Source organism: Pedobacter sp. AC190 (assembly GCF_979258025.1).
In genome coordinates, this window is sequence record NZ_OZ409824.1 from 2,459,746 (window position 1) to 2,474,529 (window position 14,784).

Annotated in this window: 14 protein-coding genes; 8 read left to right on the top strand and 6 right to left on the bottom strand. The window is 35.3% G+C overall.

Annotation, left to right across the window (positions count from 1 at the left end; translation table 11 throughout):
• Position 1: 1 nt before the first annotated feature.
• Complete coding sequence (locus tag ACZZZI_RS10800) at positions 2-1,171, top strand: DUF4249 domain-containing protein (RefSeq protein WP_463489423.1); 1,170 nt, start codon at positions 2-4, stop codon at positions 1,169-1,171.
• A gap of 10 nt (positions 1,172-1,181) precedes the next feature.
• Entirely contained in the window at positions 1,182-3,551 is a 2,370-nt protein-coding gene (locus ACZZZI_RS10805; protein WP_463489424.1) for a hypothetical protein, read from the top strand.
• Positions 3,552-3,557: 6 nt separating this feature from the next.
• On the opposite strand, the gene ACZZZI_RS10810 is transcribed toward ACZZZI_RS10805, so the two are convergent.
• Positions 3,558-4,424 carry an aldose 1-epimerase family protein gene (locus tag ACZZZI_RS10810; protein WP_463489425.1) on the bottom strand — a complete coding sequence of 289 codons (867 nt, stop codon included), beginning with the start codon at positions 4,422-4,424 and terminating at the stop codon, positions 3,558-3,560.
• A 173-nt stretch (positions 4,425-4,597) separates the two neighbouring features.
• Between ACZZZI_RS10810 and ACZZZI_RS10815 the strand changes: the two genes are divergently transcribed.
• The gene (locus ACZZZI_RS10815) at positions 4,598-4,924 is read left to right on the top strand and encodes a hypothetical protein (protein ID WP_316755063.1); all 327 of its coding nucleotides are present in this window, start codon (positions 4,598-4,600) and stop codon (positions 4,922-4,924) included.
• A 45-nt stretch (positions 4,925-4,969) separates the two neighbouring features.
• On the opposite strand, the gene pepT is transcribed toward ACZZZI_RS10815, so the two are convergent.
• Positions 4,970-6,223, bottom strand: coding sequence for a peptidase T (gene pepT / locus ACZZZI_RS10820; RefSeq protein WP_463489426.1), 1,254 nt, complete (start codon positions 6,221-6,223; stop codon positions 4,970-4,972).
• A 59-nt stretch (positions 6,224-6,282) separates the two neighbouring features.
• On the opposite strand from pepT, the gene ACZZZI_RS10825 reads away from it, so the two are divergent.
• The 3 genes from ACZZZI_RS10825 to ACZZZI_RS10835 are packed head-to-tail and all read left to right on the top strand — an operon-like array spanning position 6,283 to position 9,381.
• Complete coding sequence (locus ACZZZI_RS10825; RefSeq protein ID WP_463489427.1) at positions 6,283-7,014, top strand: hypothetical protein; 732 nt, start codon at positions 6,283-6,285, stop codon at positions 7,012-7,014.
• A gap of 7 nt (positions 7,015-7,021) precedes the next feature.
• Positions 7,022-8,761 carry a M14 family metallopeptidase gene (locus ACZZZI_RS10830; protein WP_463489428.1) on the top strand — a complete coding sequence of 580 codons (1,740 nt, stop codon included), beginning with the start codon at positions 7,022-7,024 and terminating at the stop codon, positions 8,759-8,761.
• A gap of 5 nt (positions 8,762-8,766) precedes the next feature.
• The gene (locus ACZZZI_RS10835) at positions 8,767-9,381 is read left to right on the top strand and encodes a rhomboid family intramembrane serine protease (RefSeq protein WP_463489429.1); all 615 of its coding nucleotides are present in this window, start codon (positions 8,767-8,769) and stop codon (positions 9,379-9,381) included.
• On the opposite strand, the gene ACZZZI_RS10840 is transcribed toward ACZZZI_RS10835, so the two are convergent.
• Positions 9,364-10,329 (bottom strand): hypothetical protein, encoded by a 966-nt coding sequence (locus ACZZZI_RS10840; protein WP_463489430.1) that lies wholly within the window; start codon positions 10,327-10,329, stop codon positions 9,364-9,366. The genes ACZZZI_RS10835 and ACZZZI_RS10840 overlap by 18 nt on opposite strands.
• A 253-nt stretch (positions 10,330-10,582) precedes the next feature.
• On the bottom strand, positions 10,583-11,719 hold the full coding sequence (locus ACZZZI_RS10845) for a hypothetical protein (protein WP_463489431.1): 1,137 nt from the start codon (positions 11,717-11,719) through the stop codon (positions 10,583-10,585).
• An 80-nt stretch (positions 11,720-11,799) separates the two neighbouring features.
• Between ACZZZI_RS10845 and ACZZZI_RS10850 the strand changes: the two genes are divergently transcribed.
• Positions 11,800-12,843: a dipeptide epimerase gene (locus tag ACZZZI_RS10850; protein ID WP_463489432.1), complete on the top strand. Its 1,044-nt coding sequence runs from the start codon at positions 11,800-11,802 to the stop codon at positions 12,841-12,843.
• Here the strand turns inward: ACZZZI_RS10850 and ACZZZI_RS10855 are convergent.
• Together ACZZZI_RS10855 and ACZZZI_RS10860 are read right to left on the bottom strand one after the other, a co-directional pair.
• Positions 12,809-13,006 (bottom strand): DUF6358 family protein, encoded by a 198-nt coding sequence (locus tag ACZZZI_RS10855; protein WP_316755081.1) that lies wholly within the window; start codon positions 13,004-13,006, stop codon positions 12,809-12,811. The genes ACZZZI_RS10850 and ACZZZI_RS10855 overlap by 35 nt on opposite strands.
• Before the next feature lie 127 nt (positions 13,007-13,133).
• Positions 13,134-13,451 (bottom strand): rhodanese-like domain-containing protein, encoded by a 318-nt coding sequence (locus ACZZZI_RS10860; RefSeq protein WP_316755083.1) that lies wholly within the window; start codon positions 13,449-13,451, stop codon positions 13,134-13,136.
• 160 nt (positions 13,452-13,611) lie between these two features.
• Between ACZZZI_RS10860 and ACZZZI_RS10865 the strand changes: the two genes are divergently transcribed.
• Entirely contained in the window at positions 13,612-14,736 is a 1,125-nt protein-coding gene (locus ACZZZI_RS10865; protein WP_344768132.1) for a DUF4407 domain-containing protein, read from the top strand.
• Positions 14,737-14,784: the final 48 nt, after the last annotated feature.

Sequence of the window (14,784 nt, forward strand, 5' to 3'; positions counted from 1 at the left end):
CATGAAAAAGTTTAGCATTTTAGGCCTTGTACTTGTTGGAGTAATATTGTTTTGTTGTAAAAAGGCATACAAACCCGAAGTAACAGATGTAAATTATAATTACCTGGTTGTTGAAGGTTTAATAAACACAGGCACTGATTCTACTTTTATTAGGTTAAGCAGAACAGTTGTTTTAGATAATAAAAATACCCTTAAAGTTGAAACGGGGGCTACGGTTACTGTAGAAAGCGATGCCAATCAAAGTTATAACCTATCGGATGTTAAGGTGGCAGGTACTTATGCATCGGCACCTTTAAACCTAAGCGTAAGCCAAAAATATAGATTAAGAATAAAAACTTCAAAAGGTGTTACATATTTGTCTGATTTTGTTGAGGCAAGGGTTTCGCCTGCAGTTGACAGCATAACCTGGAAAATTACAGAAAACGGTTTGCAGTTGTACACCAATACACATGATGCTACTAATAAAAGCAGGTATTATAGATGGGAATATAACGAAACATGGCAATTTAGAGCTAAATATTTCTCTCGTTTTAAAGCGGATGGAAAAGCAATTGTACCGAGGAATTTAGCAACAGAAAACATTTATGAGTGCTGGGGGAATAGCATTTCAAGTTCTATAGTTTTAGGGTCTTCTTCAAAATTGGTAAACGATGTTATTTATCTAAATCCATTAACTTTCATCACATCAGACTCAGAAAAGATTGGTGTAAAGTATAGCATTTTAGTTAAACAGTATGCATTAACAAAAGAGGCTTTTGAGTTTTGGGAATTGTTAAAGAAAAATACCGAGAATCTGGGGTCTATTTTCGATGCCTTGCCATCTCAGTTAACGGGTAATATCCATAATATCAGTAATGCCGCCGAACCCGTTATAGGTTATATTAGTGCAGGTACAGTTACTCAGCAAAGGATTTTCGTGCCAAGAGATGTATTGCCGGGCATATGGCGTGTAAAATATCCCTATTCGTGTAGCGAACCGGATTCTGTTTATACCGTTAATCCTATTACAAAAAACAGGGATGAAGATGCATTATTTCAAACAAAAGCATTACTACCGTTAGAGGAAATGACAGGGAATAACGGGGGTGTTGTAGGGCATACTGGAGCAGGTGCCCAATGTGCCGATTGTACAATTAGAGGAACCAATAAAAAACCAGGATTTTGGCAATAAGTAACCGTATATGAATAAGATAATTTTAAAGTTATATTCAGTTGTTTTTTTATGTTCTCTGGTTACGCTGCGGTTAAATGCACAGGTACTACCTGAGATACAAAAGGCTTTGGTAAATCACCAGAATAATAATATCCTACAAGAAAAACTCTTTGTACAAACCGATAACGAATTTTACCTGACTGGAGAAATACTTTGGTTTAAAGCTTATTATACAGATTTGCAAAATAAACCATTAAATGTAAGTAAAGTAGCTTATATAGAGGTTTTGGATGACGCTAATACCCCAGTGCTACAAGCAAAAATTAGTTTAAAAAACGGTAGTGGTAACGGCTCTTTATATATTCCTGTTAATTTGAATAATGGAACTTATAAGTTAAGGGCCTACACCAACTGGATGAAAAATTTGGGCGCAGATGTTTTCTTTGAAAAACCATTGAAAATAATAAACACATTAAACACACCTCAGAATTCAAAGGCAGAAAGCAAAAAATATAATTTACAATTTTTTCCAGAAGGCGGTGATTTGGTTGAAGGAATAACCAGTAGGGTTGGCTTCAAAATTTTAGGTTCGGATGGCAAAGGGATGGATATAAGTGGCGTTATTGTAAACAACCGAAATGATACTTTAGCCCGCTTTAAAACTTTAAAATTCGGTATTGGACAGTTTAGTTTCATGCCATTGGCAAATAACGATTACAAGGCCATTGCAAGATCGGCACAAGGTGAAATTATAATACAGCAACTTCCAGCAGCAAAGAAAACGGGCTATGTGCTTAACTTAAAAGATGAAAATGCAAATTTGAACATCGATGTTTTCAGTAATTTAGGTAATCAAAAACTATATTTAGTTGCTCATAATGGAATTAAAACCGTCTTTGCATCAACAGGAGAAGTTTCGGGAGGTAAAGCATCTTTTGTAGTTAAAAAAGATAGCCTGAACGATGGCATAACTTATTTAACGGCTTTTAATAACGAAGGAAAAGCCGTTGCAGAGCGTTTATATTTTAAGAAATCGGCTAAAAAGTTAACCATAAATGCAGTTTCTGACTCGAAATTTTATAATAACAGACAAGAAGTAAATGTTAATTTATCGCTTAACGATGAAAAGAACTTAAGCAAGTTGGCTGATGTTTCAATTTCAGTTCATAAGGTCGATTCTTTAGATGTTAAAAACTATCCAGATATAGAAAGCTATTTATGGCTTAGCTCTAATTTAAAGGGCGAGGTAGAATCACCTGGGTATTACTTCGAACAAAATAATTTAGGTACAAGTGAAGCGCTTGATAATTTATTACTTACACAGGGTTGGCGACGGTTTAACTGGGCGGATGTTTTAAGTGGAAAGAAAGCGCCAGTATTTAAGTTTCTGCCAGAATATAACGGTCATATTGTTTCTGGAAAAATTGTAGATAAGGCAGGAAATGCGATTAACAATCATCTTGTATATATGAGCGTTCCGGGCAAAAGAATTCAGTTTTATGGCTCAACCAGCGATTCTACAGGGCAAGTTGTATTTAATACAAAAGATTTCTACGGCCAGAACGAGGTTGTTTTACAAACGAATACAGAATTAGATAGTACGAGTCTTATTTCCATAAACAATCCGTTTTTTGAAAAATATTCAGCAAATAAATATCTTTCAGGAAACCTTAAGACTTCACAATTAAACGATTTGAGTATGCGTAACTTAAGCATGCAAGTGCAAAATGTTTATTCGGGAGCAAAATTGAAACAGTTTTATAAGCCTAATATCGATAGTTCAGCCTTTTATTTAAACCCTTATAAAACTTATAAATTAAGCGATTATACCCGTTTTACAACGATGGAAGAGGTTTTAAGAGAGTATGTTGCGCAGGTTTTTGTATATAAAAAGCAAAAAAGATTCCATTTTCATATTTTAGGTGAAGAAGCAATTCTTGATGAGGAAGTAGACCCCTTGGTTTTACTGGACGGTGTGCCGTACTTTAATATGGATAAGGTAATAGCAATAGATCCGCTTAAAGTAGAAAAGTTGGAAGTAATTCGAAGCAGGTACTATTATGGGCCTACAAGCTCTGAAGGGATTTTGAGCTTTTCGACTATGAAATCAGATTTAGGCGGAACAGAAATAGACCCTCGTGCAGTTGTTATTGATTACGAAGGAATGCAATTACAAAGAGAATTTTATAGTCCAACTGGGGATGATTTGAAGAATAAAAGAATTCCAGATTTTAGATCCACTTTATATTGGTCGCCTGAGGTTAATATTGATGCTAATGGGAAAGGAAAAGTTAGTTTTTATACATCTGATAAAAAAGGTAGTTACATTGGTGTTGTACAGGGGCTTACTGCATCGGGTATTCCAGGGGTAAGCTATTTCAGTTTCGAGGTTAAGTAGTCTGCTTTAAAAGCATTCTACTTCCCAAGATCTTTTCCAGCTTTTTCCTGCATCCAGTTTAACAATTCCTTCCTTGTAAGCCAACTGCTGGTTATGGTTAACGCTATCGGCGACACCACACCACGGCTCCAAGCAAACGAATGGTGCATCCTTGGCCGACCAAATGCCAAAGAAAGGAAAGTCATCAAAATGAAAATGTAAGCCATAATCATTTTTAGAGTTTAATAAGCTAATACAATTGCTTTGCAATGCTTTAAAAACTAAGGCATCATCATAAAAAAGATCGTGTTTTAGGTTTAATCGATGTCTGCTGAGGTCGATGTTCTCGGTTTCATTGGCAACCAGTCCATCCTCCAATTTCCAGTAGGTTAATTTTTCATCGTTATTAAATGCAAGGTAATAGTCTTCGTAGCTTGTATTTGGCGTGTTTGGAACAGCAAACGCTGGATGAGCACCTAATGAGAAAAACATCTTTTTACTGCTTGTATTGGTTACCGTGTATTCTAAAATCAACTTTCTATCTATGATTTGGTAGTTAAGTTTTAATTCGAATGGAAAAGGGTAAACTTTTAAAGTTTCATCACTTTGTGTTAATGTGAAAACAGCTTCAGCGGTATTTAATTGATCTGCAATAAATTCATTATCACGGGCAAAACCATGTCGGGGTAATTTATATGTTTTGTCTTTGTAAATGTAACTGTCGTTTTTTAAAGAGCCAACAATAGGGAAAAGAACAGGACTATGCTTGCCCCAGTATTCCGAATCCCCATTCCATAAATATTCTATATTAGTTTCTTTACTAAATAAGCCTTGTAGCTCGGCACCCTTATTGGCAATTCGGACTTTAATAAAGTCGTTTTCTAGTGTTATCATTTGTATTTAAAAGTAGCAAATTTGATAATAAATCGATTATCTTTTATTAAAATACAGAAAAAGTAATTTTCTTGCGAGCTGGTTATAACCTTCTGTTTTTTATTTAAATTTGATAATTTTCCAATGGTTTTAGCATCTATCTAGTAATTCATCTCACTCAATTAGTATAAATAATGGCTGTCGATTTAAAGAAACTAACAAACAGAAAGGTTAAGGCAGCAATAGAGGCATTACAAAAAGGAGATCATAACGCCTGGTTTTTACTTTTCGCCGAAGAAGTTGTTTTATACGACGATGGAAACCAAATGCAGTTTAATAATTTTTTTAAAAAAGCTTTGGGCCACGAAAGATTTACGAGTATTGATAAGGTTGAAAACAATGGCTTGCATGTTTATGGCCATTTTCATTCTGATCAGTGGGGCGATTTTAAAACCTTTTTTAAATTTCAACTTAATAAAGAAGGAAAAATAAATAGATTGGATATCGGGCAAGATCATTAATAGTTGGCAATTTACAGCTTCTCTAAACTGCCAACTGAAAACGGGTTAACTGTTTTCTTCCCAAATGGTAGCAATATTAATAATGGTTTGAACTGCTTTTTCCATATCCCGTACGCTTACCCATTCTTGTTTACTATGAAATGCATGTTCGCCAGCAAAAATATTCGGACACGGTAAACCCATGTACGATAATCGAGAACCATCGGTGCCACCACGAATACTTTGTTTTTTTGCCTTTACACCCGCTCGTTCAATTGCTTCAATACCGTATTCTACAATTTTAGGGAACTGATCCAATACTTGTTTCATATTTCTGTACTGCTCTTTAATTACTAAATTATAAGTTGAGTTTGGGTACTTTTTTAAAATCTCCTCAGTTATTTGCCTAAGAAGATTTCCATGTTCTGCCAATTTCTCGTCGGTAAAATCACGAATAATAAACTGTGCTTCTGCTTGTTCAACCTGGCCTTTAATTGCAACGGGATGAATGAAGCCTTCTTTGCCACTGGTTGTTTCGGGCGTTAGTTTATCTTTTGGTAAAACATCTAAAATTTCAGCAAGAATTTTTATGGCGCTTTCCATTTTACCTTTGGCAAAACCCGGGTGACTGCTCACGCCATTTATGGTTAAAGTTGCACCATCAGCAGAAAAAGTTTCATCTTCTATAGAGCCTAAGGTTTCTCCATCGATGGTATAAGCAAAATCGGCAGCTAACTTTTTAAGGTCGGCTTTGTCTACACCGCGTCCAATTTCTTCATCAGGCGTAAAAAGAACTTTAATTACCCCGTGTTTTATAGCTGGGTTTTTTACAAGAAAGCTTGCAGCTTCCATAATTTCGGTAACACCAGCCTTATTATCGGCACCTAGCAAAGTAGTACCACTTGCTGTTATAATATCATTTCCAATTTGATGCTGCAGATCTTTATGTTCTGCAAGTTTGATTACAATATTCGTATCATCAGGTAATACTAAATTTTCGCCTTGATAATTCTCATGTATGATCGGTTTAACATTTTCTCCGCTACAATCTGGCGAAGTATCCATATGTGAACAAAAGCAAATTACTGGAACATTTTTTTCGGTTGTTGACGGGATTGTTGCATATACATAACCATTTTCGTCTATATGAGCATCTCTTATGCCGATTTCTAAAAGCTCTTCAACTAAAAGTTTGCCCAGGTTTTTTTGTTTTAAGGTTGAAGGGCAAGTTGGAGATTCAGGGTCAGATTGTGTATCAATTTTTGCATAATTGATAAATCTCTTCTCTAGCGATTTGTTGAAGTTTTGATAGATATTCATATTTCAAAGGTAAAAGTTATGGATATTGAATAAACATATTATTTTTGTAAAAAAACAATATGAATTCTAACCGCCTCAAAATTATATTCCTAGCTGTTCCCCTTTTGATGTTTGCCAAGTTTTCTAATGCTCAATCTAATTATTTTAAGTGGGATTATGGAATAAATGTAGGGCCAAACTATTCTAAAACGGACGTTTATAAAGGAAGCTGGGGCTACACTATTGCTGGTACAATTGATCATCATCTTACCCCTTTTGTTACTGCTGGTTTAGAGGCGCAGTATGGCATTGTTCAGGGCGGCGATATTGTTACTGATCCACATAATCGGCAGTTTGTAAATCAATACACGGGTGTAAATTTTAATATGAAATTCGCTCTGGGTGAATTTATTAACTATAATAAAACTGATTTTTTATACAATATTAAAGGTTTATATATAGGCTCGGGAATTGGAGCTGTGAAAAATAAAATTACAGATATTGTTCGATATAAGCCAAGTTGGGCTGCTTTCGATCCAGGTTATGGCCCATTTCCGGGAGAAGATAAAAGTACCAATCTTTGGGTGCCAGTTAATTTAGGTATTAACTTTTATTTAAACGATGGCTGGGGTTATGTACGTTATGTAATTAACGTAAATGCGCAAAGTAATTTTACATTTGGCGAGGGACTAGATGGTTATAATGATCCCGCAACTAAGTTTAAAAACTACGATCCAGATACTTATAATGTTTACAGCATTGGCTTTAAATATTACTTCGGTAATATTAAAGTTTATCGCAAAACCCTTTAATTATTGTATGAGAAAAATCTTAGTGTTTTTCCTACTTCTTGCTAACTTTAGTATGATGGCACAACAAACCCCATACGAACAAAGCGGCAAGAAAGAAACGACGACTTATGATAAGGCAATTTTTTACTATAAATCTTTAGTAAAGTTATACCCTCAATCTAAGCTTTTAACCTACGGAAGCACCGACTTCGGCAAGCCTCTGCATCTTTTAATTCTTTCAAGAGATCAGGTTTTTGAACCATCGGCAATTAGAAAAGCAAATAAGCGTATTCTACTTATTAATAATGGCATTCATCCTGGCGAACCAGAAGGTGTTGATGCATCGATGATGCTTGCCCGCGATTTATTAAGTGCAAACAAACTCCCGAAAGATGTAGTAATCTGCATTATTCCGATGTACAATATTGATGGAAGTTTTAACAGGAGTGGAACTTCTAGAGCCAATCAAAACGGGCCTGTTGCTTATGGTTTTAGAGGGAATAGTAAAAACCTCGATTTAAATCGCGATTTCATTAAAACAGATTCAAAAAACGCTGCTGCTTTCCAGTTAATTTTTAACACCTGGCAGCCCGAAATTTTTGTAGATACGCACACCAGTAATGGTGCCGATTACCAATACGTAATGACTTTAATTCCTACACAAAAGGATAAATTAAATGGTATTCTTTCTGCTTATTTAACCAAAACTTTAGTGCCTGAGTTGTATAAAGGAATGGAGCAGAAAGGCTACCCAATGATACCTTATGTAAATTCAATCGGCCAAACACCAGAAACTGGAATTACAGGTTTTATCGAATCGCCAAGATACTCTACTGGTTATACCACGCTACATAATACGATTGGTTTTATGCCAGAAACACACATGTTAAAATCGTACGATTTGCGGGTAGATGCTACATACAAATTATTGCAAACTTACATTGATGTTGTTCAACGTGATGCAAAAATTATTGGCGAAAATAAACGCAAAGCTGATGAATTTGTGGCTGTACAAAAGGAATTTCCTTTAGAATGGGCTTTGAATAAAAATGAAAGCGATAGCATTCCGTTTAAAGGTTTTCAGGCAGATAAAAAGCCAAGCGAAATAAGCGGTGTAGATCGGCTTTACTACGATAGAAATAAGCCCTTTACCAAAAATATAAAAGAATACAATAAGTTCGAAGCTGCTGTCACTGTGCAGAAACCAATTGCCTACATCATTCCAAAAGCATGGGATCGGGTTATCGCTTTGCTTAAGTTGAATAACGTTAAAATAGAGCAACTTAAAACAGATACAAAGATTACTGTCGAAAGCTACTACATTGGCGATTTTAAAACAGGAACAAGGCCTTATGAAGGACATTATTTGCATTCGGCTGTTAAACTAAATCCAGTAGCGCAAACTTTGCAGTATTACGCAGGCGATTTTGTGGTTTATGTTAATCAGTTTACCAACCGATATATTGTTGAAACATTAGAGCCGCAAGCAACGGATTCTTTTTTTAACTGGAATTTCTTCGATTCTATTTTAGATATGAAAGAGCACTATTCTGCTTATGTTTTTGAAGATACAGCGGCAGAATTGTTAAAAAATAATCCAAAATTAAAAGCGCAGTTAGACGAAAAAAAGGCAACCGATACCGTTTTCGCTAAAAGCGGTGCTGCACAATTAGAATTTGTATATAAAAATTCTGATTATTACGAAAAAACACACAACAGATACCCAGTTTCGCGTTTGCTTACTAATGTAAAACTCAATTTAAAATAAGTTAAATGGAATATTTAAACGTAGCACCAGTTGCCTCAATAATTTTTGTTTTTACAATTGTAACTAGCCTTTACGCCTTTTATGACAACAGCGTTTACGGTAAATTTATGCTGCATCCATACAGTGTTTCAAAAGGAAATAGTATTTATACTTTAATCACAAGTGGTTTAATTCATGCCGATTGGATGCACCTGTTTTTTAATATGTTTACTTTTTCTGCTTTCGCATTTACCTTGGAGCGTTTAATGGGAAGCTGGCAATTTGGTTTATTGTATTTTTTAGGCTTGATTTTAAGCGACATACCAACCGTTTTTAAACATAAGGATAACTTCCACTATAACAGTTTAGGAGCTTCTGGAGCAGTTAGCGCAGTGCTTTTTAGTTATATTTTGTATAACCCGATGTCAAAGATTTACATCATGTTTATCCCGATCGGAATTCCAGCAGTTGTATTCGGATTTTTATACCTGATTTACTGTGCTTACGCCTCTCGCAACTCCAGAGATCATATTAATCATGATGCACACTTTTTCGGTGCGTTAACTGGATTAATATTTACAATAATTTTTGAGCCTGGAATTATTCAGAATTTTATAAGCGTATTAACCGGCAACAGGTAAGCAAGGGTTTTCAAAAAAGCTCATCGGTTCATCAGGATTTTTAATAATTTCGAATTTAACGTAACCCCACGGTTTCCAGAAATTTTCTAAAACCTGTGCGTAAACTTTATGCTGCCAAACATCAAAAAGTGGCTTACTCATATTGCCACGAAGGGGCATCGCTTCTATGTAAGTTGTCCCTTCAACGGGCATAAAAGTATATTCGGGTAAACGGTTAAATAGGTAGGCCGAATAATAAAAACGAGCAGTTAGCTCTTCAAATTGCTCAGCGGTTAACGCTTTTCCTTTTACTTCATTTACAATATCCTGATGGTAGCGTTTGTTAGTTCCATTATCCTGCAGGCAAGCAATAATTCCGAAATTTTTAAACTTTAATGAAAAAGTTAAAGTATTAATCTCATCACGGAAACTGAATGGCGTTTCTTCATTTTCTAGCTTAACAATTATAATAGACCAAGGATTAAAATCTTCAAATTCGATACTGGTGTACAGATTTTGCATCATGAAATTCAGGTTGGCGAATTTCATCATTAACGATTGCGACATGTTTAAACCATCGGCAGTCATTTCCTTGCGTAAAGCCGAATGCATTTCGATATAAACAAAGCCATATAGAAACTTTCCAATCCAGTTAAACAAATCCAGTTCGTTTAAACGAGAGATTGATTCATACCCATTTTTAAAAGCGTTCTCAATTTTTTCTTCCAAAGGATTTAAAAACTGCTCGTTAATCTCGCTATTTACAGGGATTACAAGCGTGCTGTAGGAGCGAATACTCTCATCTAAAAATTGAATTTGCTCTTCGCCTGTTAAGCCCGCCTGATCCAATAACCACTTTGGAAGCAATGGCACCTGAACTACAGGAGAGTTGAATGTTTGACCACTTAAAAAGCAGGTTTTATATAAAAAATCGAATTTCTGGAAAGGATTGTATAAGCCGGTATTCATCGCTGCAATATTAGCTATTATATTTTTACGGCTTAACAACGATGATTTATTTTAACGTTGCGATTACTAAGTCGGTGATTTTTCCAACAAACTTAAAAGGCGCTAGAGTTATGCCCTATCCTTATGGATTTGTAAAAAGGATTTTTTGAGCTTGTCGAAGAACCTTTTTTGAAAAATCTTTTATATTTCGACAAGCTCAATGCAACAAATTTGCGGATAGATTTATATTGTTGAGCCAATTTAAATCCGTTAACTAATAATTGTTGTAATAATAGCTAATATCATCTACCAGTTGGTTGTAAATAGGTTTTGTAAACTCTAAAAACAAAACATCTGGCGGTGGTGGAATCGTTTCTTTTCTTCTCGTCATCGCTAACTGATGGTTGCTTAATGCTCGGTCGTCACCTTTATAACTTGCCCAACTATCTTTCCAAATGTAGGTTCCAGGGAATTTTTGCTTACGAACGACCTTTTTACTCTGCCAATCGGTAATGGTCAAATCCAACAGTCCTGATGAAGATATGTTTTTTTCGAAAACGCTTAAGTTAGCTTTTACTGTTCCATAAACAGGTTTTCTCTCACGGGTTTCGCCAATTATAACACTATCTCTTTTCAGTCTTTCAACACGTTCTTTAATATAAGTTTGCCCAACAACAAAATCATCGAAATTTAAACTCAACACTTGGTCGGGTACAATTTTTTGCTTTGTTGCCTGTTGTTCCGAGTAAAAAATAACAAACTTATTTCTGGAGTAATTTCCAATAAAATTATCGATTTGTTGCTGGAAATAATCGCCACTTAACTTATAATAACTGCTATTGATCATAATCGGCTGAACTACAATTCGGGTTACTGCTGCCCAGTAGGCATCATCCATTTTCGCTTCAGCATCTTTGTAATTTGGAGCAAGGTTTTGCGATTTTTCAAATTCGTAATAGGCTTTTTTAGCACTTACCCTAGTATTTTGGTTTAGGAAAGTAAGCCCAGAATTATATCTTGCAATACCTGAATTCAAGCGGCTTTCAGCTAATTCATCAATATATTTTATTGGCTTTGGTACAACGGTTAAACACGCTGGGCAACTATTAATTTCATCAACAAGCTGATTAATTTTTTGATAATTATACATCACGGCTTCCCATTTATATACATCAATAGATGCTTTAGCTTCATCAATTTTTGTTAAATGATCTTGCAGGGCAAAGTTAAATGCTGCTGGTAATACACCTAATGCTTCGCTGTTTTTAGGTGAGCTTTGTAAACGGCTTACCGCCTTAGAAACTGATGCGTCGTAATCGCCTTTTTCCAAGGCTTTTTTTCCTGTGGTACATCCTCCAATAATTATGCAGGATAAATAAATAAAATACCGTAATCTTGAAATGTTTTTCATAGCAGGATTGGTTTGCGTTAATAAACAAATATACCTTTGTAAAGCGAATTCCGCCTTATTTATTTAATAGACGATTGATAATGAAAATAAGTTGCAAGCAGTTTGAATTAGAATTAAAACATCCTTTCGCTATCTCAAAATTTACCAGAACCAGTACACCGCTGATGCTTTTAAAAGTTCAGTATGAAGATGTTATTGGCTATGGCGAAGCATCTATGGTGCCCTACATGGGCGAAAGCTACGAAAGCGCAAATGCCTTTTTAAAGCTTGTCGACTGGAATACAATTCAATACCCTTTTAATTTTGGAGCAATAATTTCTTACCTGGATAGTCTTGCTCCAGGTCAGCCAGCAATTAAAGCTGCCATTGACATTGCATTAAATGATATCAACGGTAAAATTTTAAATAAGCCCTGTTATGAAATTTACGGTGCAGAGCCAGCAAAAATGCCTGTTACCTCTTATACCATTGGTATTGATACACCAGAGATAATTCGTGAAAAGTTAAAAGATGCCGAAGCCTTTAAAGTGATTAAGGTAAAACTTGGCAGAGATAATGATAAAGAAATAATCGAAACGATTAGAAGCATGACTGATGTGCCGCTTTATGTTGATGCAAATCAAGGCTGGGCAGATAAAATTCAGGCTATTGATTTAATTTACTGGTTGCATAACAAAGGGGTGGTTTTAATCGAGCAACCGATGGATAAAAATAATTTGGATGGCAATGCCTGGCTCACAGAAAGAAGCCCGATTCCATTGCTGGCAGATGAGGCTGTACAAAGACTAGCTGATATGGATCAATTAAAAGGCGCTTATCATGGTATTAATGTAAAACTGATGAAAAGTTGCGGGATGTACGAAGGCCATCAAATGATTTTAAAAGCCCGTTCGTTCGGGATGAAGGTTTTAATTGGCTGCATGAGCGAAACCAGTTGTGCAACCCTTGCCGCTATAGCATTGGCGCCACTTTGCAACTGGGCAGATTTGGATGGACCCTGGTTAACCAAAAATAACCCTTTCGCAAATCCTCAATTCGAAAACGGAAAGTACATTCTTAAAGATTTGCCAGGTTTGGGTTTGGAAGGTGTTAATCCTGATCTTTTTCCTTATACGACTTTCTAATATCTTTCATTAATTGAATTTTGAAATAGAAAAGGCAGGCAGCAGTTCCTACTAAAAAAGCAGATGGAAGATATTTACCATTGTTATAACACCACACTAATCCAAAAATTGAAAGGATGATTCCAAGGTTATAAAAAATGTTTAGTGCGAATTTTTTGCCCACAGTAAGAAGGTTAAAGAGTAAATATTCAAATAACAATTATCAAACTCGCATGAAGCAAAAGAAGTTGAAAAAACTTGTTTATGCAGCCTGAAAAGTTTGATAATTGGAAAATGTATGTTGATTATTTTTAGTACACTGGCATATTTGGATCGAAAGCCTCTTGCCAAGCTAAAATACCACCTTTTAAATTATATAAATTTTCAAAGCCATACTGCGATTCTAACTGCATAACTGCAGCAGCACTTCTTTTACCGCTACGGCACTGAATAATAACAGGTTTATCTTTCGAGATTTTATCAGCTTCAATTAAAATGCCACCCAAAGGGATGTTTTCTCCATCAAGGTTAGAAACCTCGTATTCAAATGTTTCGCGAACATCGATTAATTGGAAATCTTCTTTATTGTCGATTTTCTGTTTTAGTTCCTGTACTGATACTTCTTTCATGTGAAATTTATTTTTACAAACTTATATAAATTAGTTCATGGGTACAATAATGCTTGATCTTATAACATTTTAATTACTGTAGTTAAACATTTAAAGACAAATATTTCGCTTAAAACTGTAACATATTTAATTCTCAGGCGTTTAATTGTAAATAACTTTTATGAACAAACTGAACCGATTTTTCTGGTTTTGTTCTGGTGCCCATATCCCGACACTGGAAAAATATTCAACTGAACAAAATAAATATACAGGCATTGGTGCCACAATTTTCTTTACAGGTCTGTTTGCTGCTTTATCTGGTGGCTACGCCATGTATTTCGTTTTTAAAGGCGATGATCTGGCTGTAGTTTTTGCCATAATTTTTGGCTTTTTATGGGGCGCAGCAATTTTTAATATGGATAGATATATTGTATCCAGTATAAATAAAAGCGCTTCAACTAATAAACAAATTTTACAGGCTACACCTCGTATTTTATTGGCAATTATGATTGGTATTGTAATCTCGAGGCCAATAGAGCTGAAAATTTTTGATAAGGAGATTAAGGAACGTTTAAAAGTGAGTTATTTAAACGGGCAGCGTTCTAAAATTGATACCTTAAATAAAGCTTTCCAGAATAAATATCAGGTAGAATTTGGTAGACTAAACCAACAAAAGGCGACACGAGATTCGTTGGAAAAGGGAATAAAAGCCGATAGGCAGAAGCTTAACTTTGAAATTTTTGGAAATAAAACAACAGAAACATCAGGCGTATTAGGTTATGGCCCTTTTGCAAAACGTAAAGAAGAAGAAATAAAACAACGAACAGCTGAGTTAGATAGTTTGAAAATTAATATCAATAAATCAGAATCTTTTATTGATAAACGGAAAGAATTTGATGGCCTTTTTACCGAAAAACTTTTCACCAAACCGCAGTTAGATAGTTTGGCAAATATTGCTGGCTTTGCCGATCGAAACTGGGCTTTAGGACAGTTAAAATTTAATGCAAACGGAACCAGCGACAATAATACGGCGCTTGCGGTTACTTTTATTGGCCTGCTGTTTATTTTCTTCGAATGCTTACCTGTTTTTGTAAAACTAATGAGCGCCCGTGGCCCTTACGATTACGTTACCGCTGATGGTGATGAAGCTGATATTTATGAATCAAAAAAGAATAAAGATTTTAGAATGGAAGTAGCTGATCATGTTCACGAAACCCGTGTTGATTCAGAATCATCTAAACAAAAAGAGATTTTAAAAGGAAAAGCCTACCGCGATTTACAAAAATACGATTGGGACAAAGAATAATGGCAGAATTAAGGTACCCAAAGCGGAATCCATCATCCATCTTACATA

Coding starts and splice junctions, on each gene's coding strand:
- ACZZZI_RS10865 (WP_344768132.1), top strand. CDS start 13,612: ATGAACAAACTGAACCGATTTTTCTGGTTTTGTTCTGGTGCCCATATC.
- ACZZZI_RS10835 (WP_463489429.1), top strand. CDS start 8,767: ATGGAATATTTAAACGTAGCACCAGTTGCCTCAATAATTTTTGTTTTT.
- ACZZZI_RS10810 (WP_463489425.1), bottom strand. CDS start 4,424: ATGATAACACTAGAAAACGACTTTATTAAAGTCCGAATTGCCAATAAG.
- ACZZZI_RS10830 (WP_463489428.1), top strand. CDS start 7,022: ATGAGAAAAATCTTAGTGTTTTTCCTACTTCTTGCTAACTTTAGTATG.
- pepT (WP_463489426.1), bottom strand. CDS start 6,223: ATGAATATCTATCAAAACTTCAACAAATCGCTAGAGAAGAGATTTATC.
- ACZZZI_RS10850 (WP_463489432.1), top strand. CDS start 11,800: ATGAAAATAAGTTGCAAGCAGTTTGAATTAGAATTAAAACATCCTTTC.
- ACZZZI_RS10845 (WP_463489431.1), bottom strand. CDS start 11,719: ATGAAAAACATTTCAAGATTACGGTATTTTATTTATTTATCCTGCATA.
- ACZZZI_RS10840 (WP_463489430.1), bottom strand. CDS start 10,329: ATGAATACCGGCTTATACAATCCTTTCCAGAAATTCGATTTTTTATAT.
- ACZZZI_RS10825 (WP_463489427.1), top strand. CDS start 6,283: ATGAATTCTAACCGCCTCAAAATTATATTCCTAGCTGTTCCCCTTTTG.
- ACZZZI_RS10800 (WP_463489423.1), top strand. CDS start 2: ATGAAAAAGTTTAGCATTTTAGGCCTTGTACTTGTTGGAGTAATATTG.
- ACZZZI_RS10860 (WP_316755083.1), bottom strand. CDS start 13,451: ATGAAAGAAGTATCAGTACAGGAACTAAAACAGAAAATCGACAATAAA.
- ACZZZI_RS10815 (WP_316755063.1), top strand. CDS start 4,598: ATGGCTGTCGATTTAAAGAAACTAACAAACAGAAAGGTTAAGGCAGCA.
- ACZZZI_RS10805 (WP_463489424.1), top strand. CDS start 1,182: ATGAATAAGATAATTTTAAAGTTATATTCAGTTGTTTTTTTATGTTCT.